The sequence below is a fragment of the Enterobacter cloacae complex sp. SHL001 genome (assembly GCF_049236825.1).
In the GTDB taxonomy this organism is placed as follows: domain Bacteria; phylum Pseudomonadota; class Gammaproteobacteria; order Enterobacterales; family Enterobacteriaceae; genus Enterobacter; species Enterobacter hormaechei_C.
The window spans coordinates 1-20,361 of the sequence record NZ_JBMKIP010000007.1; the positions used below are offsets into that span (position 1 = coordinate 1).

Consider the following 20,361-nt stretch of genomic DNA (forward strand, 5'->3'; position numbering starts at 1 on the left):
TTTTCTTCTGGTGCGTTATCGATCTGGTCGAAAGCACGAGCAGCACCGCCGTAGGTTTTAGCCAGTACGGTGGTGATTGCAGCAGTCAGGGTAGTTTTACCATGGTCAACGTGGCCGATAGTACCAACGTTGACGTGCGGTTTTGTACGTTCAAATTTTTCTTTAGACACGGCTATATTCCTTACTATAGTGCTCTCCCCTTCGGAGAGAGCACGGGACTTAGGTTTTAATCCTGTGGATTACTTACCACGGGCTTCGATAACGGCCTGAGCAACGTTGTTCGGCGCATCATCATACTTCAGGAATTCCATAGTGTATGATGCACGACCTTTGGTCAGAGAACGCAGCTGAGTTGCATATCCGAACATTTCAGACAGCGGAACTTCAGCGTGGATCTTAACGCCAGTTACTTCGGATTCCTGACCACGCAGCATACCGCGACGACGGCTCAAGTCACCGATAACGTCACCGGTGTTCTCTTCAGGAGTTTCTACTTCAACCTTCATGATCGGCTCAAGCAGAACTGGTTTTGCTTTCTTAAAGCCTTCTTTAAAGGCAATAGACGCAGCCAGTTTAAACGCCAGTTCAGAGGAGTCAACGTCGTGGTAAGAACCGAAGTGCAGACGAACACCCATGTCTACAACCGGGTAACCAGCCAGAGGACCAGCTTTCAGCTGCTCCTGGATGCCTTTATCAACGGCAGGGATGTATTCGCCAGGAATTACACCACCTTTGATGTCGTTGATGAACTCGTAACCTTTAGGGTTAGAGCCCGGCTCCAGTGGGTACATGTCGATCACAACGTGACCGTACTGACCGCGACCACCAGACTGCTTAGCGTGTTTACCTTCAACATCGGTAACTTTCGCGCGAATCGCTTCGCGGTAAGCAACCTGAGGTTTACCCACGTTCGCTTCAACGTTGAATTCACGCTTCATACGGTCAACGATGATGTCCAGGTGCAGTTCACCCATACCAGCGATGATGGTCTGGTTAGATTCTTCATCAGTCCATACGCGGAATGATGGGTCTTCTTTCGCCAGACGGCCCAGAGCCAGACCCATTTTTTCCTGGTCAGCTTTGGTTTTTGGTTCAACTGCGATGGAGATTACCGGCTCAGGGAATTCCATACGCTCCAGAATGATCGGGTGATCCGGGTCACACAGGGTGTCACCAGTGGTCACGTCTTTCAGACCGATAGCAGCAGCGATGTCGCCCGCACGAACTTCTTTGATCTCTTCACGTTTGTTAGCGTGCATCTGTACGATACGGCCAAAACGTTCACGCGCCGCTTTCACGGAGTTCAGGATGGTGTCACCGGAGTTAACCACACCAGAGTAAACGCGGAAGAAGGTCAGGTTACCCACGAATGGGTCGGTAGCAATTTTGAACGCCAGTGCAGAGAACGGCTCGTCATCACTTGCGTGACGCTCAGCCGGAGTATCTTTACCGTCGTCCAGGATGCCGTTGATCGCAGGAACGTCAACCGGGGATGGCAGGTAGTCAACTACCGCATCCAGCATCGCCTGAACACCTTTGTTCTTGAACGCAGAACCACAGGTTACCAGGATGATTTCGTTGTTCAGAACGCGCTGACGCAGAGCAGATTTGATCTCTTGCTCAGACAGTTCTTCACCACCCAGGTATTTCTCCATCAGCTCTTCAGAAGCTTCTGCTGCGGATTCGATCAGGTTCTGGTGCCATTCGTCAGCCAGGTCCTGCATCTCTGCCGGGATATCTTCGTATTCGAAGGTAACGCCCGCATCTGCTTCGTTCCAGTTGATGGCTTTCATTTTCACCAGGTCGATAACGCCGGTGAAACCTTCTTCAGCACCAATTGCCAGCTGAAGCGGAACAGGGTTCGCGCCCAGACGGGTTTTGATCTGGCCAACAACTTTCAGGAAGTTAGCACCCATACGGTCCATTTTGTTAACGAACGCGATGCGTGGAACTTTATATTTGTTTGCCTGACGCCATACGGTTTCAGACTGTGGCTGAACACCACCAACTGCGCAATAAACCATTACCGCGCCGTCAAGAACACGCATGGAACGTTCTACTTCGATGGTGAAGTCAACGTGCCCTGGGGTGTCGATGATGTTTACGCGATGCGGTTCATACTGCTTAGCCATACCTGACCAGAATGCAGTAGTCGCTGCGGAGGTGATAGTAATACCACGCTCCTGCTCCTGTTCCATCCAGTCCATGGTGGCTGCGCCGTCATGAACTTCACCGATTTTATGGTTTACACCGGTGTAGAACAGAATACGTTCGGTAGTAGTGGTTTTACCGGCGTCGATGTGCGCACTGATACCGATGTTACGGTAGCGTGCGATGGGTGTTGTACGAGCCATTTGATTCCTCGTTTATATCTTTAGGCGTTCAGTTAAGTTACCCAGAGCGGGCGGCTTCTCTGAAGCGCCCGCCTGGTGACTACGACTCCGAAGGGATTACCAACGGTAGTGTGCGAACGCCTTGTTGGCTTCTGCCATACGGTGAACGTCTTCACGTTTCTTAACTGCGGTACCTTTGTTTTCCGCAGCATCAGAAAGTTCGTTCGCCAGACGCAGAGCCATGGATTTATCACCGCGTTTACGAGCAGCTTCAACGATCCAACGCATTGCCAGAGCATTACGACGAACCGGACGAACTTCAACTGGAACCTGATAAGTAGAACCACCAACGCGGCGAGACTTAACTTCTACAGTCGGGCGCACGTTGTCGAGAGCGACTTCGAAGGCTTCCAGTTCATTTTTACCAGAACGCTGAGCCAGGGTCTCCAGCGCGCTGTATACGATTGCTTCTGCGGTAGATTTTTTACCATCTACCATCAGGATATTTACAAATTTTGCCAGCAGTTCTGATCCGAATTTCGGATCTGGAAGAATTTTACGCTGACCAATGACGCGACGACGTGGCATGGGATTACTCCGTTGTTAATTCAGGATTGTCCAAAACTCTACGAGTTTAGTTTGACATTAAGATAAATCAGTTTGGCCTTACTTAACGGAGAACCATTAAGCCTTAGGACGCTTCACGCCGTACTTGGAGCGAGCCTGCTTACGGTCTTTAACACCTGAGCAGTCCAGCGCACCACGAACGGTGTGGTAACGAACACCCGGAAGGTCTTTAACACGACCGCCACGGATCAGGATCACGGAGTGCTCCTGAAGGTTGTGACCTTCACCACCGATGTAGGAAGTCACTTCGAAACCGTTAGTCAAACGCACACGGCATACTTTACGCAGTGCGGAGTTTGGTTTTTTAGGAGTGGTGGTATATACACGAGTACATACGCCACGTTTCTGCGGGCAGGCTTCCAGCGCAGGCACGTTGCTTTTTGCAACTTTGCGTGCACGTGGTTTGCGTACCAGCTGGTTAACTGTTGCCATTAAATAGCTCCTGGTTTTAGCTTTTGCTTCGTAAACACGTAATAAAACGACCTCATACAATATGAGGACGCGAAATTTTAGGGCTACGTCGAAAAGGTGTCAAGAAATATACAGCGATCTCAAATCACCAGTTCATTTGACTGGCGTGCGTCACAGTAAGATTGACGAAATCAGTATAGCCAACCACGTCAATTTTGGCTGAAATTTGACCAGAAAGACCCCGCGCATCCAGATCCTCTTTCAGCGCAGAGACTGTTATGGGGGCATTAGCGAGGATTTCAACAAAACGGCTGCCTTCAAGCGCCGCAAGCACGCCATCCTGAATCAGCAGCAGATCATCACCTTCGCGCAGCATGCTCAGTAACGTGTCGATATCGCATTGCCACGGTGAACGGCTCAGGGTATGGAGCATGACAGCCTCAGAAAGTCAGAACGGTATCGTAGTGAGAGAGTTGTTCGCGCAGCGCAGCAGATGTCAGGATCGTCACGTCCAGCACGAACGGTGTTTTCTCGTTTAACCCACGCGCGGCCAGCGAGTCGGCGCACACATAGAAGGTTTCAATGTCATAGAGCGGCAGAACTTTGAAGGTCGCAATGTAGTCGCGCGCAAGAATGGCCTGCGGTTGTTGGCCTGCCAGAAGCTGGAATACGCCATCGCCTAAAAAGAAGACGCCGATATCTTCGGTTAAAGCCGATGTCGCGAGCAATGCATCCAGCCCTTCCCGGCCTGAAGCGCTGCCATGCGGCGCAGAAGTAAAAACAAACGCTACGCGCTTCATCAAAATTGCACCATTCTGTCGCAGGTCAACGCCGCCTGTGCCAGGGCACCTAGTCCGCTGAGCGAAAAGCCCGGTTGCAGGTTAGCCCCCGCCAGACCAAGGCGCTCGGCTTCGGTCGCATCCGTCACGCCGCGACGCAGTGCCGCCGCGACGCAGATATGCAGGTCGACGCCCTGCGTTTCGTTTAATTTTTGCCAGGCGCGCACGAGGTCAAACTCATCGCTCGCCGGAGACGTAAACTGGTTCGCGTTATATACGCCTTCGCGATAAAAGAAGACGCTTGCCAGTTCATGACCGGCATCAAGCAGCGCATGGGCAAACTGTAGCGCGCTGCTGGCCTGCTGGGTACCGTACGCCGGGCCCGTCACCATTAACGCAAAACGCATTACTTGTCTTGTCCCAGGAAGTCGCCGCTTTTGAACTGGCGAATATAGAGGTAAACCGTGTGTTTGGAGATATTCAGGCGATCGGCCACCTGGTTGATGGCATCTTTGATATCAAAAATCCCTTTCTCATAGAGGTTCAGGACGATCTGACGATTCTTGGCGTTGTTGGATACGTTGCGATCGGCATTCACCTCTTCAATGGTGAACTCCAGCGTCTGGGTCACGAGATCCTCAACCGAAGAAGCAAAGTTCACCGATGAGCCCACGTCTGGCGTTTCTGGCGGAATAAAGGTGCTCATGATTTGCGAGAATGGCACATCAAGGTTCATGTTGATGCACAGGAGCCCGATCACACGGTGCTCGCGATTTCGTATTGCAATGGTTTCCGATTTCATCAGTACGCCACTCTTGGCGCGCGTAAAATAACATTTGGAGACGCTGCTATCCGCGCCGGTCATATCATGCAGCATACGCAATGCAAGATCGGTGATTGGCGAACCAATTTTACGCCCAGTATGCTCGCCATTGGCAATGCGAATGGCGGAACATTTCAGATCCTGCAGGGAGTGCAATACGATTTCGCAGTGGGAGCCAATGAGCATCGCTAACCCGTCCACCACCGCCTCGTAGGATTTCAGAATATCGAAGTCGGTCTGGTCAAAAGGACGTTGATCCAGCAAATCAAGTTCACTGGTTTCGTTGGTTAAAAGCGACCTGGACATGAAAAAAACACTCCTTTTCAGGAGCCTGTCGTTAGGTTTTCAGGGCAGGCTCATTATCTACACGGACAACTAAATTAATACAGCGTGTATAGCGCTTTCCAGTGTTAATTATATCTGCCCTACAATAAAAAAACCGCCGCCTCAAAGGCGGCGGTTTTTTTTCACCCTTACTTCTTAGCAGCAGCGGCTTTATCGTCAGCCGGAGCGTCTGCTTTGGCATCCGCTTTCGGTGCTGGTTTGATGTCCAGCAGTTCTACGTCAAAGACCAGCGTAGAGTTGGCAGGGATACCCGGAACGCCGGTTTTGCCGTATGCCAGATCCGGTGGGATGACCAGCTTGATCTTACCGCCTTTTTTGATGTTCTTCAGGCCTTCGGTCCAGCCTGGGATCACACCGTCCAGACGGAAGGAAAGAGGTTCACCACGGGTGTAAGAGTTGTCGAACTCTTTACCGTCGATCAGCGTACCTTTGTAGTTAACCACCACGGTGTCGCTATCTTTAGGCGCGTCGCCGGTACCTTCTTTCTCAACTTTGTACACCAGGCCAGTAGAAGACGTTTTTACGCCTTTCTCTTTAGCAAAGGTGTCACGATAGGCTTTGCCTTTCGCTTCGTTATCTTTGGCATCTGCTTCCATCTTGGTCTGAGCGGCGCCTTTCACGCGCGCTTCAAACGCCTGCAGAGTCTGCTCGATTTCCTGGTCAGACAGTTTGCTCTTGTCTGCGAATGCATCCTGAACACCTGCAATCAGCTGCGCTTTATCCAGTTTGATGCCCAGTTTCTCTTGCTCTTTCAGAGAGTTTTCCATGTAACGACCCAGAGACGCGCCAAGTGCGTAGGCGGATTTCTGGTCGTCATTTTTGAATGCCGCTTTGCTGTCTGTAGTCGCAGCAGGCTTCGCAGCAGTATCAGCAGCGAAAGACAGCGGCGCATTGAGCGCTACAGCCATAGTGGTCGCCAGCAGCGTAACTTTAAACAGTGATTTCATCCATATCTCCAGGACCTGAGGTCTCTCACCCCAGTGTTAAACGTAAATGAGTGACGTACTATAAAACGTTGCGGAAGAAATCTACAGACAGACTCCCCCGAATGTCGCTTCTTTTCAGACTATTTTTGTTTAAATAAGTTTCTTGTCAGGGAGATGGATACTGTACTTAAGGAAAAAGTCAGCTAAACTTCGCCGCCGCTGGTCCATTATGGCGAATGAGAGATAAACGAGGTGAATGATGAAGGATACAACGATCGAAGCGAGACTGGCTGAGCTGGAAAGCCGCCTGGCTTTTCAGGACATCACCATCGAAGAACTGAATCAGACCGTGACGGCCCATGAGCTTGAAATGGCAAAACTGCGCGATCACATGCGCCTGCTGACGGAAAAGCTGAAGGCCACGCAGCCGTCAAACATTGCCTCTCAGTCAGAAGAGACGCCACCACCTCATTATTGAGGCGTAAAAAAAGCGGGATTATCCCGCTTTTTTATTTTCCGGAGTACGGAATCAGTGGCAACCGCAGCCGCCGTTACCGCAACCACCTTTACCGTGGCCGTGGTCATGACCATGGTCGTGGCCGTGACCACCGCAGCAGCCATCGTGGCCGTGATCGTGGTCATGATCGTGACCGTGCGCACCGTGAACGTGGCCATGAGCCAGCTCTTCTTCGGTCGCTTCACGGATCGCAACAACTTCTACGTTGAACTTCAGGTTCTGACCCGCCAGCATGTGGTTGCCGTCAACCACAACGTGGTCGTCTTCAACTTCAGTGATTTCAACCGGAACCGGACCCTGGTCAGTTTCCGCCAGGAAGCGCATGCCAACCTGCAACTCGTCAACGCCCATGAATACGTCTTTAGGAACGCGCTGAACCAGGTTGTCGTCATACTGACCGTAAGCGTCGTTCGCGCCTACAGCAACGTCGAATTTGTCGCCAACTTCATGGCCTTCCAGCGCCGTTTCCAGGCCGGAAATCAGGGAACCGTGACCATGCAGGTAGTCCAGCGGCGCACTCACCGGAGACTCATCAACCAACACACCGTCTTCTGTACGTACCTGATAGGCCAGGCTGACCACCAGGTCTTTTGCTACTTTCATGATATCTCCTGAGCGTGGGAAAATTGCTGGCGCAGATTGTAGCGGAAATCTGCACCCGTGTACCCTTAAGCTTAAAAAAACTCAGAGCATATCGCTAGTCTGGATGAAAAATGCCGATCACTTGCTCTTCTTTGCGAACGTGATCGCGGGCTTCTTTATCGGCCTCACGCATCTGGTGACCGCACTTAACACATTCAACGATATCGATATTATTTTCACGCCACATGGCCAGCGTATCTTGCGCCTGGCAGGAAGGGCATTTTGCGCCCGCGATAAAGCGTTTACGTACAGCCATCTTTCGTTACCCTTTATTCAAATTCATCCCAGCCGTCGAGCTGGCGTCGTTCCTGTTGCATCTCACGCTGGAAGATCTCCTCCAGTTCGCGACGCGCTTCCCGAACGCGGGAGATCTGCGCCGTGTCGCTGTGCACGGGCATCAGTTCACGCAGCATTCGCATATCCAGCCGGCGGAAATGCATCTGGGCGCGTTGCGCCTGGTGAGGATGCATACCCAGCGAAACCAGCGCCTTGCGTCCCAGCTCCAGCGCGCTGGAGAAGGTTTCGCGGGAGAAGTGTTTCACACCCGCCTGCAAAAGTTCGTGAGCCTCCACACGTCCACGCGCACGCGCCAGAATATGCAGATGCGGGAAATGCTGCTGGCACAGCTCCACCAGCTTCATCGTGTCTTCCGGATCGTTGCAGGTGATGACGATGGACTCCGCAGCCTCTGCCCCCGCCGAGCGCAACAGCTCAAGCTGCGTCGCATCGCCGTAGTACACCTTATAACCATATTTGCGCATCAGGTTGACGGCGCTGATATCGCGCTCCAGCACCGTAATGCGCATTTTATTCGCCATCAACAGGCGACCAATCACCTGTCCGAAGCGACCAAAGCCCACGACGATCACCTGCGGTTTATCATCTTCCACCCACGGCGCTTCGTCTTCATCGTCTGCGGGATTCAGGCGGCGCGACAGCAGTTTGTCCACCAGCTTCATCAGCAGCGGGGTGGTCATCATCGACAGCGTAACCGTCACCAGCAGCAGCGCCATCTGGTCATCTTTGAACAGCTTCTGAGACGACGCAGTGGAAAACAGCACAAACGCAAATTCTCCACCCTGGCTTAACACGCTGGAAAACTGCATTCTTTCCGAGCTGCGCAGCCCGTAAATCCTCGCGAGGACATACAGCACCAGCGTTTTGACCGCCACCAGCACGGCGACACTCGCAATAACCCACAGCAGATGGGTATAGAGCACGCCAAGATTAAGCGCCATACCCACCGAGATAAAGAACAGCCCTAACAGCAGCCCCTTAAACGGATCGATGGCGGTCTCCAGCTCGTGGCGGTACTCGCTTTCCGCAAGCAGCACCCCGGCGATAAACGTCCCAAGCGCCATCGACAGCCCCAGCGCATCCATAAACAGCGCTGAGCCAAGCACCAGCAGCAGCGTTGCGGCGGTGAATACCTCGCGCACGCCGGATGCGGCAATAAACCGGAATACCGGACGCAGTAAAAACCGTCCGCCGATCAGCATCCCCGCGAAGGCCAGCACCTTCATGGAGATCTTCATCCAGTCGAAATGATCGTCTCCGGAGCCCGCCAGCAGCGGCACCAGCGCCAGCGCCGGGATCACCGCTAAATCCTGGAACAGCAGCACCGAAAAACCCAGCTGCCCCGCCTCGTTGCGGTTCATCCCTTTGTCGCGCATCAGCTGAAGCGCCATCGCCGTCGACGACATCGCAAGACCGATCCCGCCAATCACCGCGGCCTGCCAGGAAAACTGCGTCAACATCAGCAGTCCCGCGAGAATGGCCGCGCTGAGTAACACCTGCGCCGCCCCGACGCCAAAAATAGATTGCCGCAGTTGCCACAGCTTGGCGGGGTTCAGCTCCAGCCCGATGATAAACATCAGGAAGACCACGCCCAGCTCGGAGAAGTGGAGAATTTCATCCACATCGCTGATAAACCCAAGCCCCCAGGGGCCAATGGCGATCCCCGCCAGCAAATAGCCCAGCACCGCGCCAATGCCGAGACGCGCGGCAAGCGGGACCGCGACGACGGCGGCAAACAAAAACAGCACCCCGGCAAGGAGTAAATTCGAACCGTCCATTAGCGTCCTCCCGCCGGAATCGGTGACGCCAGCCATTCGCCATAGGCCCTGGCATGGCTCGCCAGTGCTTTCGGATCCTGCCGCCGTGCCCAGTAGATAATAATCGGGCTCATCCAGTGCATACGGCACATCGCCGCCGTCAGCTCAAACGGCCGCAGAATGTCGCTCATGGGGTAACGGTTCAGCCCGTCGTGACGGTAAGCGCTTTCCGGCTCACCGGTGGTAATGACACTCCGCCAGTACTTTCCCGCCAGCTGGTTGCCCCCCACCCCGCTGGAGAAGCCCCGGCTCAGCACGCGGTCCAGCCACTCTTTGAGCAGCGCCGGACAGCTGTAGGTATAAAGCGGATGCTGGAACACAATCACGTCGTGCTGACGCAGCAGTTCCTGCTCGTAAGGAATATCGATAAAAAAATCAGGATAGTGCGCGTAGAGATCGTGCACCGTTACATTACTGAGCTGTGTGGCCGGCTTAAGCAGCACCCGGTTCGCCACCGAGTCCTGTGATTCCGGATGGGCATACAGCAGCAGCACTTTCGCTGTCTGAGACATCACTCCCCTCCCGGTTCTGTTTTTGTGTATTGTTGTCGTTTTGGGCTACCATGGCGGCCCGGTGGGGAAAATGGCCCACACCTTACATTATCATAATGACAAATTAACATAGTCGGAACATACGGCGCTTCTATGATTGTTTTCTCCTCGTTACAAATTCGTCGCGGCGTGCGCGTCCTGCTGGATAACGCGACTGCTACCATCAACCCGGGCCAGAAAGTGGGGCTGGTCGGCAAAAACGGCTGCGGTAAATCCACCCTGCTGGCGCTGCTGAAAAACGAGATAAGCGCGGATGGCGGTAACTTTACCTTCCCGGGCAACTGGCAGCTCGCCTGGGTGAACCAGGAGACGCCCGCGCTGAGCGAACCCGCGCTCGACTATGTTATCGACGGCGACCGTGAATACCGCAAGCTCGAAGCGGAGCTCAACGCCGCCAACGAACGTAACGACGGCCACGCCATCGCCACCGTCCACGGCAAGCTGGACGCCATCGATGCCTGGACCATTCGCTCCCGCGCCTCCAGCCTGCTGCACGGTCTGGGTTTCAGCAACGAACAGCTTGAACGCCCGGTGAGCGATTTCTCGGGCGGCTGGCGCATGCGCCTTAACCTGGCCCAGGCGCTGATCTGCCGCTCCGACCTTTTGCTGCTCGATGAACCAACCAACCACCTCGATCTTGATGCGGTTATTTGGCTGGAGAAGTGGCTCAAGAGCTATCAGGGCACTCTGATTCTGATCTCCCACGACCGCGACTTCCTCGATCCGGTAGTGGATAAAATCATTCATATCGAACAGCAAAGCATGTTCGAATACACCGGCAACTACAGCTCTTTCGAGCGCCAGCGCGCGACGCGCCTTGCCCAGCAGCAGGCGATGTATGAAAGCCAGCAGCAGCGCGTGGCGCACCTGCAAAGCTTTGTGGATCGCTTCAAGGCCAAGGCGTCAAAAGCCAAGCAGGCGCAGAGCCGCATCAAGATGCTGGAACGCATGGAGATGATCGCCCCGGCGCACGTGGATAACCCGTTCCACTTCAGCTTCCGCGAGCCTGAAAGCCTGCCTAACCCGCTGCTGAAGATGGAGAAGGTCAGCGCGGGCTATGGCGATCGCATTATCCTCGACTCTATCAAGCTCAACCTGGTGCCAGGTTCACGCATTGGTCTGCTGGGACGTAACGGCGCCGGTAAATCGACGCTGATCAAGCTGCTGGCGGGCGAGCTTAACCCGGTCAGCGGCGAAATCGGCCTGGCGAAAGGCATCAAGCTTGGCTACTTCGCCCAGCATCAGCTGGAATTTTTACGCGCGGATGAATCGCCGATCCAGCACCTGGCGCGCCTTGCGCCGCAGGAGATGGAGCAGAAGCTGCGCGACTACCTCGGCGGCTTTGGCTTCCAGGGCGATAAGGTGACTGAAAACACCGAGCGCTTCTCCGGCGGCGAAAAGGCCCGTCTGGTGCTGGCGCTGATCGTCTGGCAGCGTCCAAACCTGCTGCTGCTTGATGAACCGACCAACCACCTCGATCTCGACATGCGTCAGGCGCTGACCGAAGCGCTGATAGAGTTCGAAGGGGCGCTGGTTGTCGTATCGCACGACCGCCACCTGATCCGCTCCACCACCGACGATCTCTACCTGGTGCACGGTGGCAAAGTGGAGCCGTTCGACGGCGATCTGGAAGATTACCAGCAGTGGCTGACGGACGTGCAGAAGCAGGAAAACCAGCCGGAAGAGTCAGCGAAAGACAACGCCAACAGCGCCCAGGCGCGTAAAGACCAGAAGCGCCGTGAAGCGGAACTGCGCACCCAGACGCAGCCGCTGCGTAAAGAGATTGCCCGTCTCGAAAAAGAGATGGAAAAGCTCAACGCCACGCTTGCTGCCGTCGAAGAGAAGCTGGGCGACAGCGAACTGTACGATCAGAGCCGCAAAGCGGAGCTGACGGACTGTCTGCAAACTCAGGCGAAAACCAAATCCAGCCTCGAAGAGTGCGAAATGGCATGGCTGGACGCGCAGGAACAGCTGGAAGCGATGCTGCAAGCCGACTAACACGCCGGGAGGGTTATGGGCTTCGATACCACGAGCGAGATTACATTCCGTAAGCTCAGCATCTTCATGACGTTCATGGAGAAGGGCAATATCGCACGTACCGCCGAAACGCTCGGCCTGAGCGGTGTCAGCGTGCACCGCGCGCTGCATACCCTCGAAGAGAACGTCCGCTGCCCGCTCTTTGCTCACAAAGGGCGTAACCTGATTGCCCTCCCCTCCGCGTGGACGCTGCTGGAGTATTGTCAGGAGGTGATGCAGGTGATGGAGCGCGGGCTGGAAGAGTCGCGCAAGATCGCCGGTATCGGCCAGGGACGGTTGCGCGTCGGCACGCTCTACTCGCTGACGCTGGAAACTGTGCCGCGCCTGATAATGGGCATGAAGCTGCGCCGTCCGGATCTGGAGATGGATCTGACGATGGGCTCGAACGAAACCCTGCTCCATATGCTGGATGAGGGATCGCTGGATGCGATTTTAATCTCTATTTCCGAAAGCGATATCGACCGTAACAGCCTCGAAGTGCTTCCTCTGTTCCATGACGATATTTTCCTTGCCGCACCGGCCTCTGCCACGCTTAATACCAGCGGCCCCGCCGATCTGCGTGATTACAAAGATCAGAAGTTTGTCGCCCTCGCGGAAGGGTTCGCCACTTACGCCGGGTTTCAGGAAGCGTTTCATATCGCCGGTTTCGAGCCGGAGATTGTGACGCGCGTGAACGATATCTTCTCGATGCTGAGTCTGGTGCAGGCGGGGGTCGGGTTTACGCTGATGCCGGGCAGGATGAAGAAAGTGTATGAAAATTCGGTACAGCTACTGAAGCTGGCGCAGCCGTACCAGATGCAGCAGCTGATTGCGATTGTCTTTGCCCGCAACCGCGAGCAGGATCCGAGCCTGCGCGCGCTGGCCGCCGAAGGGCGGATGTATGCCAGAAGTTTGCAGGATAGTGCCTGATGTTATTGCCCGGTGGCGGCTGCGCCTTACCGGGCCTACTCCCGAATTGTAGGCCCGGTAAGCGTAGCGCCACCGGGCTAAAAACTCATGCACGAAGCCGCCCCGCCAGATGCACCGCCACGTCCACCCCGCTGCGCTCCAGCGAAATGGATTCACCTTCCCACGCCGCCTGCCGCGTCAGACAGGTCAGGATGCCCCCTGGCGGCATCTCAATCGCCAGCCGCGCTTCACGCTCGTTAGCGGAAATCACCGCCTCCTGCCAGCGCACGGTTCGCGCCATATTCATCGCCAGATCGTCGGCAATTTTCTCCGGCTGCCAGAGCACGCGTCCGGTACTGCCGCTCAGGTACGCACAGCCCGGACGTGAAAGCGTGACCGAATTAAATGCTGCCACCAGCTTCTGCGCCGGTTCCGCCAGCAGTTCACAGTGCGACGGTACGCTCACCGCCAGCCGCTTAGCCTTGCTCGCGCCTTTTGCCAGGGCGCGCTCCGCCACCTGCGCCATGCCGTCATCGGTTCCGGCAATCACGATCTGCGTTTCGGCGTTCAGGTTAGCAATATAGGTTCCTGTCCCCTGAATCAGGTTTTCCACCTGGGGCAGGGTCAACCCCATAATCGCCGTCAGGCCGTAACCGTGCGGGTAAGCCTGCTCCATCAGATCGCCGCGCAACGCCACCAGCTTCAGCGCGTCCGTAAAGTCCAGCGCACCGGCGATAACCGCCGCAGGATAAGCGCCAATGGACAGCCCGCTGACGATATCCGGCGACACGCCGCGACGTTCCAGCTCGCGCGCCCACGCCACGCCGGCAATCAACAGCGAAAGCTGAACCGCACGGGTGTGGGTTAACGAGCATGCGCTGTCCAGGGTATCGACTTCCGCCCCCAGCACAGCACGGGCCTGCTCCAGCTCCGTTCCCGGCAGGTTTTGCAGCATACCTTCATGCTGTGTGCCCTGCCCCGGAAAGGTAAACAGTATTTTCATTACTCCTCCCTGTGCCATGGATCCGCCACCAGGCGCGGTCCACATTGCGTTTTTAGCAGCGTTTTGCCGTCGCGTAACCATTCCGCCAGCGCGAATCCGCCCTCGGGCGTGTCCACCTGCGTATCCGCCCGGCACAACGCACGGCTGAGCTGAGCCTGCCAGCCAGTAAACGCCTCAGGGGAAACGGCACGCGGGGCGCGGATGAGCAGATCGAGATCGCTGTCGGCGTGGATCACCGGAATGCCGGTCGCCAGCGCGTAACCCGTACTGCCGGTTATCCCCCACGTCCACGTCCACGACTGCTGCGCAAGCTGAAGCGCCACCTGAACCGGCGGCTGAGTGATAAACGGCGAACGCAGCAGGTCGGCGGCAACGCTCAAATCTTCGGGCGACACCACGCGCAACACGTTCTCAGGCTTCACCCATCCGCCCGCCCGCTGGTCGCGGCGCAATCCGCGCACGCCAACGGGAATACGGCCTTCATTATCAACATCACGCCGCACCACTACCGGTAGTCCGGTATGCCAGGCCGCGTCCACCCAGGATTCGGTAACCCCTTCCAGGGCGTCGCGCGCGGTAAGCCAGATGAGGTCGTGTGGGCGTAATGTTGTGGTCATGATTACATTCCTGAAGTCAGCGAGATAAACAGCGGCAGCGACAGGATACACAGTACGGAGCTCAACAGCAGCACGGCTTCAGCATCCGGCGACTGCACGCCAAAGCGGTTACCGAACACCACGCCAAAGAAGCCCGCGGACAGCGCAATCATCAGGATGGCGGTGATCGCCACGGAGCCGTGCAGACCGAAGATTAAAACGATACCCCAGGCGATCGCTGGCTGGATCAGCAGCTTGGCGATAGTGGAAGTGATCACCATGGTGTTGATCTGAAGTTTACGCGCGGAGAGGATCACCCCGGTCAGGAACAGCGCCGCAGCGGTCGCAGACAGTCCCAGCGGTTTAATCGCCGCCAGTACCAGCTCCGGCATTTTGATGCCGATAGCGGACAGGATCACACCCAGCAGCGGGCCCATCACGATCGGTTTTTTAATGGAACGCCACATCAGCACCGGCAGCATGGAAAGCGTTGAACCCGAGTTATTGCCTTCGGCGCGGGCTTTCTCACGCTCCAGAATCAGCAGGCAGAACGGGGTCATCAACACTGAACCACAGGCGATGGAGACCGCCACGGACAGTGAGGTTGAAGGGCCTTCGCCCAGCACGCTGCCCAGAATCGGCAGGCCAAGCGCCGCGTAGTTTGGCAGGGCGACGGTAAGCGTCAGCACGGCCGCATCCTGCGGGGATTTTTTAAACACTTTCGTCGCGAGGAAGTAGATGACCGCATAGGTGATCCACATCGCCAGGGTGAGCACCAGGATCAGCGGCGACTGCGCCACGATGCCGGTCCACGGGGTTTGCACGGTGGCGCTGAACAGCGCAGCCGGGAGTGCAAAATCCATCACGAAGATATTCAGCAGGGAAACATTTTTGTTATCGACCATCTTTGCCTTACCGGCCCAGAATCCCAGCAGCATGATGACGAAAATCGGTGCAAGAGCATGAACAATTACGTAAGTCATAAATCACCTGTAGTAAAAAAGTTTAAGCACTGGCGCGATGTTTATTATTTTCAGGATGCAGGTTCCCGCGTGGACGCAACGGGCGCGCCCACGGGGTGATGCATCTGGCAGGTCTCTTTTTACTTACCAGCTGGCTCGCATACGTTCACGTACGAGCGCCGAGCTGCGGCGGTTGTCAGCACCCAGACGGTTTTTCAACGTGGTGTCCTGACGCGCGTCGCTGATGGCCTGTTGCAGGGTGGTTTTCACCCGCGTCAGATCGCTTTCGGTAGGGGCATCCGGATTGCTGATATCCAGCAGGTCGGAAAGCAGCCCCAGCGTGGCGTAGTTGCTGATGTCATACGCCATTGGCGGAATGGTTGCAGCCAGTTTTTCCAGCGCCTCAACGGTACGCAGCGTAATGCGCGCCGCAGACTCTTTGCCCATGGCATGGATCAGCACGCCTTTATCGTTGAAGGCAATCAGACGGTTAGCCTGGTAGCCGTGCGCCAGAAACGCGCCGGACATGGCCTTACCGACGATAAGACCAATCACCGGATGACCCGCCAGCCGCGCATTAGCGTAGGCGGCAGCGGCGCCGGCCAGCGCCTGGTGGATACCAAACGCCTCTTCGCGACGGCCATAGGCCTGGCTTGGGACGTCGATTACCGCCACAATCGGGCGCTTCACGGCTTTATCTGCGTCGGCGGCGACGGTTTCGCTGACCACTTTTGCCAGCGTCCATCCTTCCAGCAGGCCGACTTCACCCTGCGCCGCGCGCGGGAAGTGGTTGTTGGCGTCCGGCACCACGGCGACAAAACGCACCGTTTCACCGTTTAGCTCGCCGTCTGCGGCCTGCACGGACGGGCATAACCCCTCCAGACGTTTCGCGTTCGGGGCCAGAGTTTCCAGCCAGAGTTCGCCACGGCTAATTGAGTTAGTCATCATTTCACCTCCCGGGCAAAAAGCGCTTTAATCTGTTCGACATCGGCCTGTTTGCGGGTGTCGAAATTCGTCAGACGGTTCAGGTAATCGTCGTAGTTATCGGTGCGATGTTTCGCCGGTACGCCTTTGGCGATGGCTTCGTTCATCGCGGCTTTCACCGCGTTCACGCCGTCGCCCACCAGCGCGTCCACCAGCCCGCTTTCAAAGCGTACTTCGCCGCCGGTCATGCTCCAGATAAACGGACGATCGCGGGAGTCATACTCTTCAATGCCCGCTTCCTGCTCGATAACCTGCGGACCGTTGAGGCCGAGCCGCGCTTCGCGGGTCACAATCAGGTAGCTGCACAGCGCCGCGGCGATAGACATCCCACCGAAGCAGCCCACGGTCCCGGCGACAATCCCGACGACCGGGGTATAGCGACGCAGGTCAACGATCGCGGCGTGGATATCGGCAATCGCCGCCAGGCCGAGGTTGGCTTCCTGCAAACGTACGCCGCCGGTTTCGAGGCACAGCACCGCCTGAGTCGGAATGCCGTTGCGGTTATCTTCCGCCGCCAGCTCCAGCGCTGCCGCCATTTTGGCGCCGGACACTTCGCCCATGCTGCCGCCCTGGAAGGTGCCTTCAATCGCCACCACCACCGCAGGCTGGCCGTTGATGGTCCCTTTCGCGACCACCATGCCGTCATCGGCCTGAGGAACAATCCCCTGTGGCCCAAGCCAAGGAGAGATAATGCCTTCAAACGGATCCAGCAGTTCGCGGTAGCTGCCGTCGTCGAGCAGCGCCTGCGCACGCTGGCGCGCTTTTAATTCGATAAAGCTGCTGTCATCACGCATGGTTCACCCCTTCAAAAACCTGTTCGATACGAATGCGTGCCACGCCCGGCGTCGCGCCGAAGTCGTGGATGGTCAGCTTACCTGCGGGCAGGCTGCTGACGGTTTGCAGGCGGTTGAACAATGCCTCCCAGCGCCCGCGGCTGTTGTCGACGGAGGTGGTGATATCAATGGTTAAGGTCTGGCCCGGTTCGGCGGTGAAAAGCACCTCCATATCCCCGGAACCGACGACCCCTGCCAGCGCCCTGCCGCTTACTTCGCGGCTGGCGGGCACGGTCAATGTGATTTTTTCCATAACATCCTCTTAATGCTTTGAATAGGGCGTTTCGGCGCGGTCAAGAAACAGCGTGGCGGCAAGCAGGTCTGCGGCTCCGCCCGGCGAGGCGTTAAGCGCCAGCATCTGACGGTCTAACCGCGCCAGCGCCTGCTGCCCGGCGAGGGTTGCGCATCCTCCGGCGTTCAGCACCGCACGGGCGCCGTTCTGCATGGCGTCCAGCCCCTCCATGCCGGCGCGCGACAGCACGCAGGTGTCGGTGAGCGAGGTCATGATCGCCATCAGCGCGTCGAGTCTGGCCTGCGTTTCGCTGCTGCCGTTGAGACGGCTGAGGCGAAGCTGCGGCAGCGCGCGCTGCATGATGTGCGGAAACGCCTGCTGAGCCTCTTCACGCGCGCCCGGCACACGGTAGCGGTGCGTAACGCGTAACCCCTTGCTGAACACTTTCGGCGCCGCGTCATCCGGCAGCTTCGCCAGCTGAGCGGCGGTGTTCGCGACGGTTTGCGCCCGGGCATCGCCGCCCAGCATCGCCACCGCGCTCACCAGCAATCCCAGCGCCCAGATCGCGCCACGGTGCGTGTTCACGCCGTCGGTAGCGGCCATCATCTGCCGTTCACCTTCGCGACCCAGGCGGCCAACGGTTTGCCTGAGGGCAATATCCGCCGGACGCTGCCAGCTCTGCTGCGCCAGCGCCTGAAACGTGGGGGTCAGGCTGTGAGCGGAGCGCTCCATCAGCGCAAGCGATAAATCGTGGTGCGCGCCGTTCCCCCGGCTGTCCACCAGACCGGGCTTCGGGCTTAAACGTGCTTCGTCAATCAGACACTGCGTGGCGGTTCGCGCCAGCCATTCGGCACCGCCTTCAACCTGGATCTGGGGCAGAAGTTTCATTACCAGCTCCGGAATTTCGCAGGTGGGTTGTAAAGACCGCCGGACCATTCCACCAGGTCCGCGACGCTACCGGCCGCCAGCAGCGAACGGGTGGCATCGGTGCGGCGAATGCCCATATCTTCCGGATACACAACCTTGCCGCTCTGGCGCAGTTCTGCCACGCGTTTGGCGTCAACGCCCAGACCGATATCGGTGATACCCGCCACGGCGGCGACCATGGCGCGACGCTCTTCCAGATCTTTCGCCCGGTAGAGGTAAGCAATCCCCTCTTCCGTCAGCACGTGGGTGACGTCATCGCCGTAAATCATGACCGGCGCCAGCGGCATACCGGAGGCTTTCGCGACCTCAACGGCGTCGAGTTTTTCCACGAAGGTTGGCTTCACGCCCGCCTGGAAGGTTTCCACCATCTGCACAACCAGCTTTTTACCGCGCTGCATCGGGTCAGGCTCGGTGATCATGTTCAGCCAGGCCGGTGTGGCGTGGCGACGACCGTGCGGATCGTGGCCCATGTTTGGCGCGCCGCCGAAGCCGGAAAGACGGCCGCGAGTCACGGTTGAGGAGTTAGCGTAACCGTCGACCTGTAGCGTGGAGCCGATAAACATATCGACCGCGTACTGACCTGCCAGCTGACAGAAGGCGCGGTTAGAGCGCATGGAGCCGTCGGCACCGGTAAAGAACACGTCAGGACGGGCGCGGATGTACTCTTCCATTCCCAGCTCGCCGCCGAAGCAGTGGACGCTCTCCACCCAGCCGCTTTCGATGGCCGGGATCAGCGTTGGATGCGGGTTCAGGGTCCAGTGTTTACAGATTTTGCCTTTGAGTCCGAGCTGTTCGCCGTAGGTTGGCAGCAGCAGCTCGATCGCTGCGGTGTTAAAGCCAATCCCGTGGTTCAGGGACTGCACCTGGTGTTCAGCGTAGATGCCTTTAATCGCCATCATCGCCATCAGGATATGTTCCTGTTTGATCAGGCGCGGGTCGCGGGTGAAGAGCGGTTCGATAAAGAACGGCTTATCGGCAACCACCACAAAATCAATCCACGAGCCCGGAATATCCACACGCGGCAGGTCGCACTCGTCGTCCACCAGCTCGTTCACCTGCGCGATGACGATGCCGTCGTGGAACGCGGCGGCTTCCACCAGCGCAGGAGTATCTTCGGTACTCGCCCCGGTATAGAGGTTGCCTTTGCGGTCCGCTTTAAAACCGGCAATCAGCGCCACGTTTGGCGATAGGTCGACGTATAAACGTGAGTAGAGTTCGATGTAGGTGTGAATCGCCCCGATTTCGAGCTGACCATCCTCCAGCAGTTGGGAGATTCGCAGGCTTTGTGTACCGGAGAAGGAGAAGTCCAGCTTGCGGGCGATGCCTTTCTCAAAGATGTCCAGATGCTCGCTGCGGCCCACGCTCGGCATGATCATATGCAGATCGTGTACGATTTGCGGGTTCACTTCCGCCAGTGAACGGGAAAGGAAATCCGCCTGCTTCTGGTTGTTGCCTTCCAGAACGACTTTGTCGCCTGGTGCGATCAGTTTTTCCAGCATGGCGACAAGATCGCCGGTTGGCAGTACCTTGCCCTGCACCGGTACGGACGCCAGACGACGCGCTTTCTCACTGCGTCGGGTGTTCCATTGCCGGGTGGGTGTTTGCCCAGATAACATTATTAACCTCCTGATTCAGCACATCATTCTGATTTGCTTAACGTTGAGTAAAGTGTGCGCTCTGGTGAGAAAGGCATCAATTAAGCGTAGAGCCAAATCATTAGCCTGAGAGTAATAATCAAGGTAAATATTTGTGATCGGGATCAGTTCATGTTTCGGAAAAACGGGCTAAACGGGGTACAATTCGGAAGGTATAGTTAATTTCTGACAAGAAT

Annotated in this window: 24 protein-coding genes; 3 read left to right on the forward strand and 21 right to left on the reverse strand. The window is 56.7% G+C overall.

Annotated elements, in window-relative coordinates; genetic code table 11:
- The 9 genes from ACOTYH_RS17685 to fkpA form a co-directional block, all read right to left on the reverse strand.
- Window positions 1–170: GTP-binding protein (locus ACOTYH_RS17685; protein WP_001692288.1), on the reverse strand; the 170-nt coding region annotated here is incomplete at its 3' end.
- Window positions 171–239: 69 nt separating this feature from the next.
- Window positions 240–2,354, reverse strand: coding sequence for an elongation factor G (fusA, locus tag ACOTYH_RS17690; protein WP_006812195.1), 2,115 nt, complete (start codon window positions 2,352–2,354; stop codon window positions 240–242).
- Between the two features lie 96 nt (window positions 2,355–2,450).
- Window positions 2,451–2,921 (reverse strand): 30S ribosomal protein S7, encoded by a 471-nt coding sequence (gene rpsG / locus ACOTYH_RS17695; protein ID WP_003861706.1) that lies wholly within the window; start codon window positions 2,919–2,921, stop codon window positions 2,451–2,453.
- A 96-nt stretch (window positions 2,922–3,017) separates the two neighbouring features.
- On the reverse strand, window positions 3,018–3,392 hold the full coding sequence (rpsL, locus tag ACOTYH_RS17700) for a 30S ribosomal protein S12 (protein WP_000246815.1): 375 nt from the start codon (window positions 3,390–3,392) through the stop codon (window positions 3,018–3,020).
- A gap of 124 nt (window positions 3,393–3,516) precedes the next feature.
- A complete protein-coding gene (tusB, locus tag ACOTYH_RS17705) occupies window positions 3,517–3,804 on the reverse strand; it encodes a sulfurtransferase complex subunit TusB (RefSeq protein WP_015571409.1) in 288 nt (95 codons plus the stop codon).
- Between the two features lie 7 nt (window positions 3,805–3,811).
- Window positions 3,812–4,171, reverse strand: a complete 360-nt coding sequence (gene tusC, locus ACOTYH_RS17710) for a sulfurtransferase complex subunit TusC (RefSeq protein ID WP_003861700.1) — start codon at window positions 4,169–4,171, stop codon at window positions 3,812–3,814.
- The gene (gene tusD / locus ACOTYH_RS17715) at window positions 4,171–4,557 is read right to left on the reverse strand and encodes a sulfurtransferase complex subunit TusD (RefSeq protein ID WP_045910888.1); all 387 of its coding nucleotides are present in this window, start codon (window positions 4,555–4,557) and stop codon (window positions 4,171–4,173) included. Before tusD ends, tusC begins: the two co-directional genes overlap by 1 nt.
- The gene (locus tag ACOTYH_RS17720) at window positions 4,557–5,279 is read right to left on the reverse strand and encodes a helix-turn-helix transcriptional regulator (RefSeq protein WP_003861697.1); all 723 of its coding nucleotides are present in this window, start codon (window positions 5,277–5,279) and stop codon (window positions 4,557–4,559) included. Before ACOTYH_RS17720 ends, tusD begins: the two co-directional genes overlap by 1 nt.
- 167 nt (window positions 5,280–5,446) lie before the next feature.
- Window positions 5,447–6,265, reverse strand: coding sequence for an FKBP-type peptidyl-prolyl cis-trans isomerase (fkpA, locus tag ACOTYH_RS17725; RefSeq protein ID WP_058689703.1), 819 nt, complete (start codon window positions 6,263–6,265; stop codon window positions 5,447–5,449).
- A gap of 238 nt (window positions 6,266–6,503) precedes the next feature.
- Here fkpA and ACOTYH_RS17730 point away from each other — a divergent pair, with 238 nt between their 5' ends.
- A complete protein-coding gene (locus tag ACOTYH_RS17730; RefSeq protein ID WP_003861693.1) occupies window positions 6,504–6,722 on the forward strand; it encodes a protein SlyX in 219 nt (72 codons plus the stop codon).
- A gap of 51 nt (window positions 6,723–6,773) precedes the next feature.
- On the opposite strand, the gene slyD is transcribed toward ACOTYH_RS17730, so the two are convergent.
- From slyD to kefG, 4 genes are all read right to left on the reverse strand, one after another.
- The gene (slyD, locus tag ACOTYH_RS17735; RefSeq protein WP_003861691.1) at window positions 6,774–7,364 is read right to left on the reverse strand and encodes a peptidylprolyl isomerase; all 591 of its coding nucleotides are present in this window, start codon (window positions 7,362–7,364) and stop codon (window positions 6,774–6,776) included.
- Window positions 7,365–7,458: 94 nt separating this feature from the next.
- Window positions 7,459–7,659: a YheV family putative zinc ribbon protein gene (locus ACOTYH_RS17740; protein WP_003861689.1), complete on the reverse strand. Its 201-nt coding sequence runs from the start codon at window positions 7,657–7,659 to the stop codon at window positions 7,459–7,461.
- Window positions 7,660–7,672: 13 nt separating this feature from the next.
- Window positions 7,673–9,478 (reverse strand): glutathione-regulated potassium-efflux system protein KefB, encoded by a 1,806-nt coding sequence (gene kefB, locus ACOTYH_RS17745; protein WP_017384173.1) that lies wholly within the window; start codon window positions 9,476–9,478, stop codon window positions 7,673–7,675.
- Entirely contained in the window at window positions 9,478–10,029 is a 552-nt protein-coding gene (gene kefG, locus ACOTYH_RS17750; RefSeq protein WP_003861686.1) for a glutathione-regulated potassium-efflux system ancillary protein KefG, read from the reverse strand. Before kefG ends, kefB begins: the two co-directional genes overlap by 1 nt.
- Window positions 10,030–10,161: 132 nt before the next feature.
- Between kefG and ACOTYH_RS17755 the strand changes: the two genes are divergently transcribed.
- Both ACOTYH_RS17755 and ACOTYH_RS17760 read left to right on the forward strand, forming a co-directional pair.
- The gene (locus tag ACOTYH_RS17755; protein ID WP_017693878.1) at window positions 10,162–12,066 is read left to right on the forward strand and encodes an ABC transporter ATP-binding protein; all 1,905 of its coding nucleotides are present in this window, start codon (window positions 10,162–10,164) and stop codon (window positions 12,064–12,066) included.
- A 15-nt stretch (window positions 12,067–12,081) separates the two neighbouring features.
- Window positions 12,082–13,014 (forward strand): LysR substrate-binding domain-containing protein, encoded by a 933-nt coding sequence (locus ACOTYH_RS17760; RefSeq protein WP_017384171.1) that lies wholly within the window; start codon window positions 12,082–12,084, stop codon window positions 13,012–13,014.
- An 85-nt stretch (window positions 13,015–13,099) separates the two neighbouring features.
- Here the strand turns inward: ACOTYH_RS17760 and mdcH are convergent, their stop codons facing one another.
- The 8 genes from mdcH to mdcA form a co-directional block, all read right to left on the reverse strand.
- The gene (mdcH, locus tag ACOTYH_RS17765; RefSeq protein WP_421637849.1) at window positions 13,100–13,996 is read right to left on the reverse strand and encodes a malonate decarboxylase subunit epsilon; all 897 of its coding nucleotides are present in this window, start codon (window positions 13,994–13,996) and stop codon (window positions 13,100–13,102) included.
- Entirely contained in the window at window positions 13,996–14,613 is a 618-nt protein-coding gene (locus tag ACOTYH_RS17770; protein WP_045910890.1) for a malonate decarboxylase holo-ACP synthase, read from the reverse strand. Before ACOTYH_RS17770 ends, mdcH begins: the two co-directional genes overlap by 1 nt.
- Before the next feature lie 2 nt (window positions 14,614–14,615).
- Window positions 14,616–15,575 carry an AEC family transporter gene (locus tag ACOTYH_RS17775; RefSeq protein ID WP_000222846.1) on the reverse strand — a complete coding sequence of 320 codons (960 nt, stop codon included), beginning with the start codon at window positions 15,573–15,575 and terminating at the stop codon, window positions 14,616–14,618.
- A gap of 123 nt (window positions 15,576–15,698) precedes the next feature.
- The gene (mdcE, locus tag ACOTYH_RS17780; protein ID WP_032104009.1) at window positions 15,699–16,499 is read right to left on the reverse strand and encodes a biotin-independent malonate decarboxylase subunit gamma; all 801 of its coding nucleotides are present in this window, start codon (window positions 16,497–16,499) and stop codon (window positions 15,699–15,701) included.
- Window positions 16,499–17,332, reverse strand: coding sequence for a biotin-independent malonate decarboxylase subunit beta (locus ACOTYH_RS17785; RefSeq protein WP_421637850.1), 834 nt, complete (start codon window positions 17,330–17,332; stop codon window positions 16,499–16,501). Before ACOTYH_RS17785 ends, mdcE begins: the two co-directional genes overlap by 1 nt.
- Complete coding sequence (mdcC, locus tag ACOTYH_RS17790) at window positions 17,325–17,624, reverse strand: malonate decarboxylase acyl carrier protein (RefSeq protein WP_000411786.1); 300 nt, start codon at window positions 17,622–17,624, stop codon at window positions 17,325–17,327. The genes ACOTYH_RS17785 and mdcC overlap by 8 nt, the downstream gene beginning before the upstream one ends.
- 9 nt (window positions 17,625–17,633) lie before the next feature.
- The gene (locus ACOTYH_RS17795; protein WP_017384166.1) at window positions 17,634–18,491 is read right to left on the reverse strand and encodes a triphosphoribosyl-dephospho-CoA synthase; all 858 of its coding nucleotides are present in this window, start codon (window positions 18,489–18,491) and stop codon (window positions 17,634–17,636) included.
- Window positions 18,491–20,146 carry a malonate decarboxylase subunit alpha gene (mdcA, locus tag ACOTYH_RS17800; protein WP_015571421.1) on the reverse strand — a complete coding sequence of 552 codons (1,656 nt, stop codon included), beginning with the start codon at window positions 20,144–20,146 and terminating at the stop codon, window positions 18,491–18,493. The genes ACOTYH_RS17795 and mdcA overlap by 1 nt, the downstream gene beginning before the upstream one ends.
- Between the last annotated feature and the right edge of the window lie 215 nt (window positions 20,147–20,361).

What these genes read in the sequence shown, in the direction of transcription:
- fusA (WP_006812195.1), bottom strand. Translation starts at nt 2,354, where the DNA reads ATGGCTCGTACAACACCCATCGCACGCTACCGTAACATCGGTATCAGT.
- rpsG (WP_003861706.1), bottom strand. Translation starts at nt 2,921, where the DNA reads ATGCCACGTCGTCGCGTCATTGGTCAGCGTAAAATTCTTCCAGATCCG.
- rpsL (WP_000246815.1), bottom strand. Translation starts at nt 3,392, where the DNA reads ATGGCAACAGTTAACCAGCTGGTACGCAAACCACGTGCACGCAAAGTT.
- tusB (WP_015571409.1), bottom strand. Translation starts at nt 3,804, where the DNA reads ATGCTCCATACCCTGAGCCGTTCACCGTGGCAATGCGATATCGACACG.
- tusC (WP_003861700.1), bottom strand. Translation starts at nt 4,171, where the DNA reads ATGAAGCGCGTAGCGTTTGTTTTTACTTCTGCGCCGCATGGCAGCGCT.
- tusD (WP_045910888.1), bottom strand. Translation starts at nt 4,557, where the DNA reads ATGCGTTTTGCGTTAATGGTGACGGGCCCGGCGTACGGTACCCAGCAG.
- ACOTYH_RS17720 (WP_003861697.1), bottom strand. Translation starts at nt 5,279, where the DNA reads ATGTCCAGGTCGCTTTTAACCAACGAAACCAGTGAACTTGATTTGCTG.
- fkpA (WP_058689703.1), bottom strand. Translation starts at nt 6,265, where the DNA reads ATGAAATCACTGTTTAAAGTTACGCTGCTGGCGACCACTATGGCTGTA.
- ACOTYH_RS17730 (WP_003861693.1), top strand. Translation starts at nt 6,504, where the DNA reads ATGAAGGATACAACGATCGAAGCGAGACTGGCTGAGCTGGAAAGCCGC.
- slyD (WP_003861691.1), bottom strand. Translation starts at nt 7,364, where the DNA reads ATGAAAGTAGCAAAAGACCTGGTGGTCAGCCTGGCCTATCAGGTACGT.
- ACOTYH_RS17740 (WP_003861689.1), bottom strand. Translation starts at nt 7,659, where the DNA reads ATGGCTGTACGTAAACGCTTTATCGCGGGCGCAAAATGCCCTTCCTGC.
- kefB (WP_017384173.1), bottom strand. Translation starts at nt 9,478, where the DNA reads ATGGACGGTTCGAATTTACTCCTTGCCGGGGTGCTGTTTTTGTTTGCC.
- kefG (WP_003861686.1), bottom strand. Translation starts at nt 10,029, where the DNA reads ATGTCTCAGACAGCGAAAGTGCTGCTGCTGTATGCCCATCCGGAATCA.
- ACOTYH_RS17755 (WP_017693878.1), top strand. Translation starts at nt 10,162, where the DNA reads ATGATTGTTTTCTCCTCGTTACAAATTCGTCGCGGCGTGCGCGTCCTG.
- ACOTYH_RS17760 (WP_017384171.1), top strand. Translation starts at nt 12,082, where the DNA reads ATGGGCTTCGATACCACGAGCGAGATTACATTCCGTAAGCTCAGCATC.
- mdcH (WP_421637849.1), bottom strand. Translation starts at nt 13,996, where the DNA reads ATGAAAATACTGTTTACCTTTCCGGGGCAGGGCACACAGCATGAAGGT.
- ACOTYH_RS17770 (WP_045910890.1), bottom strand. Translation starts at nt 14,613, where the DNA reads ATGACCACAACATTACGCCCACACGACCTCATCTGGCTTACCGCGCGC.
- ACOTYH_RS17775 (WP_000222846.1), bottom strand. Translation starts at nt 15,575, where the DNA reads ATGACTTACGTAATTGTTCATGCTCTTGCACCGATTTTCGTCATCATG.
- mdcE (WP_032104009.1), bottom strand. Translation starts at nt 16,499, where the DNA reads ATGACTAACTCAATTAGCCGTGGCGAACTCTGGCTGGAAACTCTGGCC.
- ACOTYH_RS17785 (WP_421637850.1), bottom strand. Translation starts at nt 17,332, where the DNA reads ATGCGTGATGACAGCAGCTTTATCGAATTAAAAGCGCGCCAGCGTGCG.
- mdcC (WP_000411786.1), bottom strand. Translation starts at nt 17,624, where the DNA reads ATGGAAAAAATCACATTGACCGTGCCCGCCAGCCGCGAAGTAAGCGGC.
- ACOTYH_RS17795 (WP_017384166.1), bottom strand. Translation starts at nt 18,491, where the DNA reads ATGAAACTTCTGCCCCAGATCCAGGTTGAAGGCGGTGCCGAATGGCTG.
- mdcA (WP_015571421.1), bottom strand. Translation starts at nt 20,146, where the DNA reads ATGTTATCTGGGCAAACACCCACCCGGCAATGGAACACCCGACGCAGT.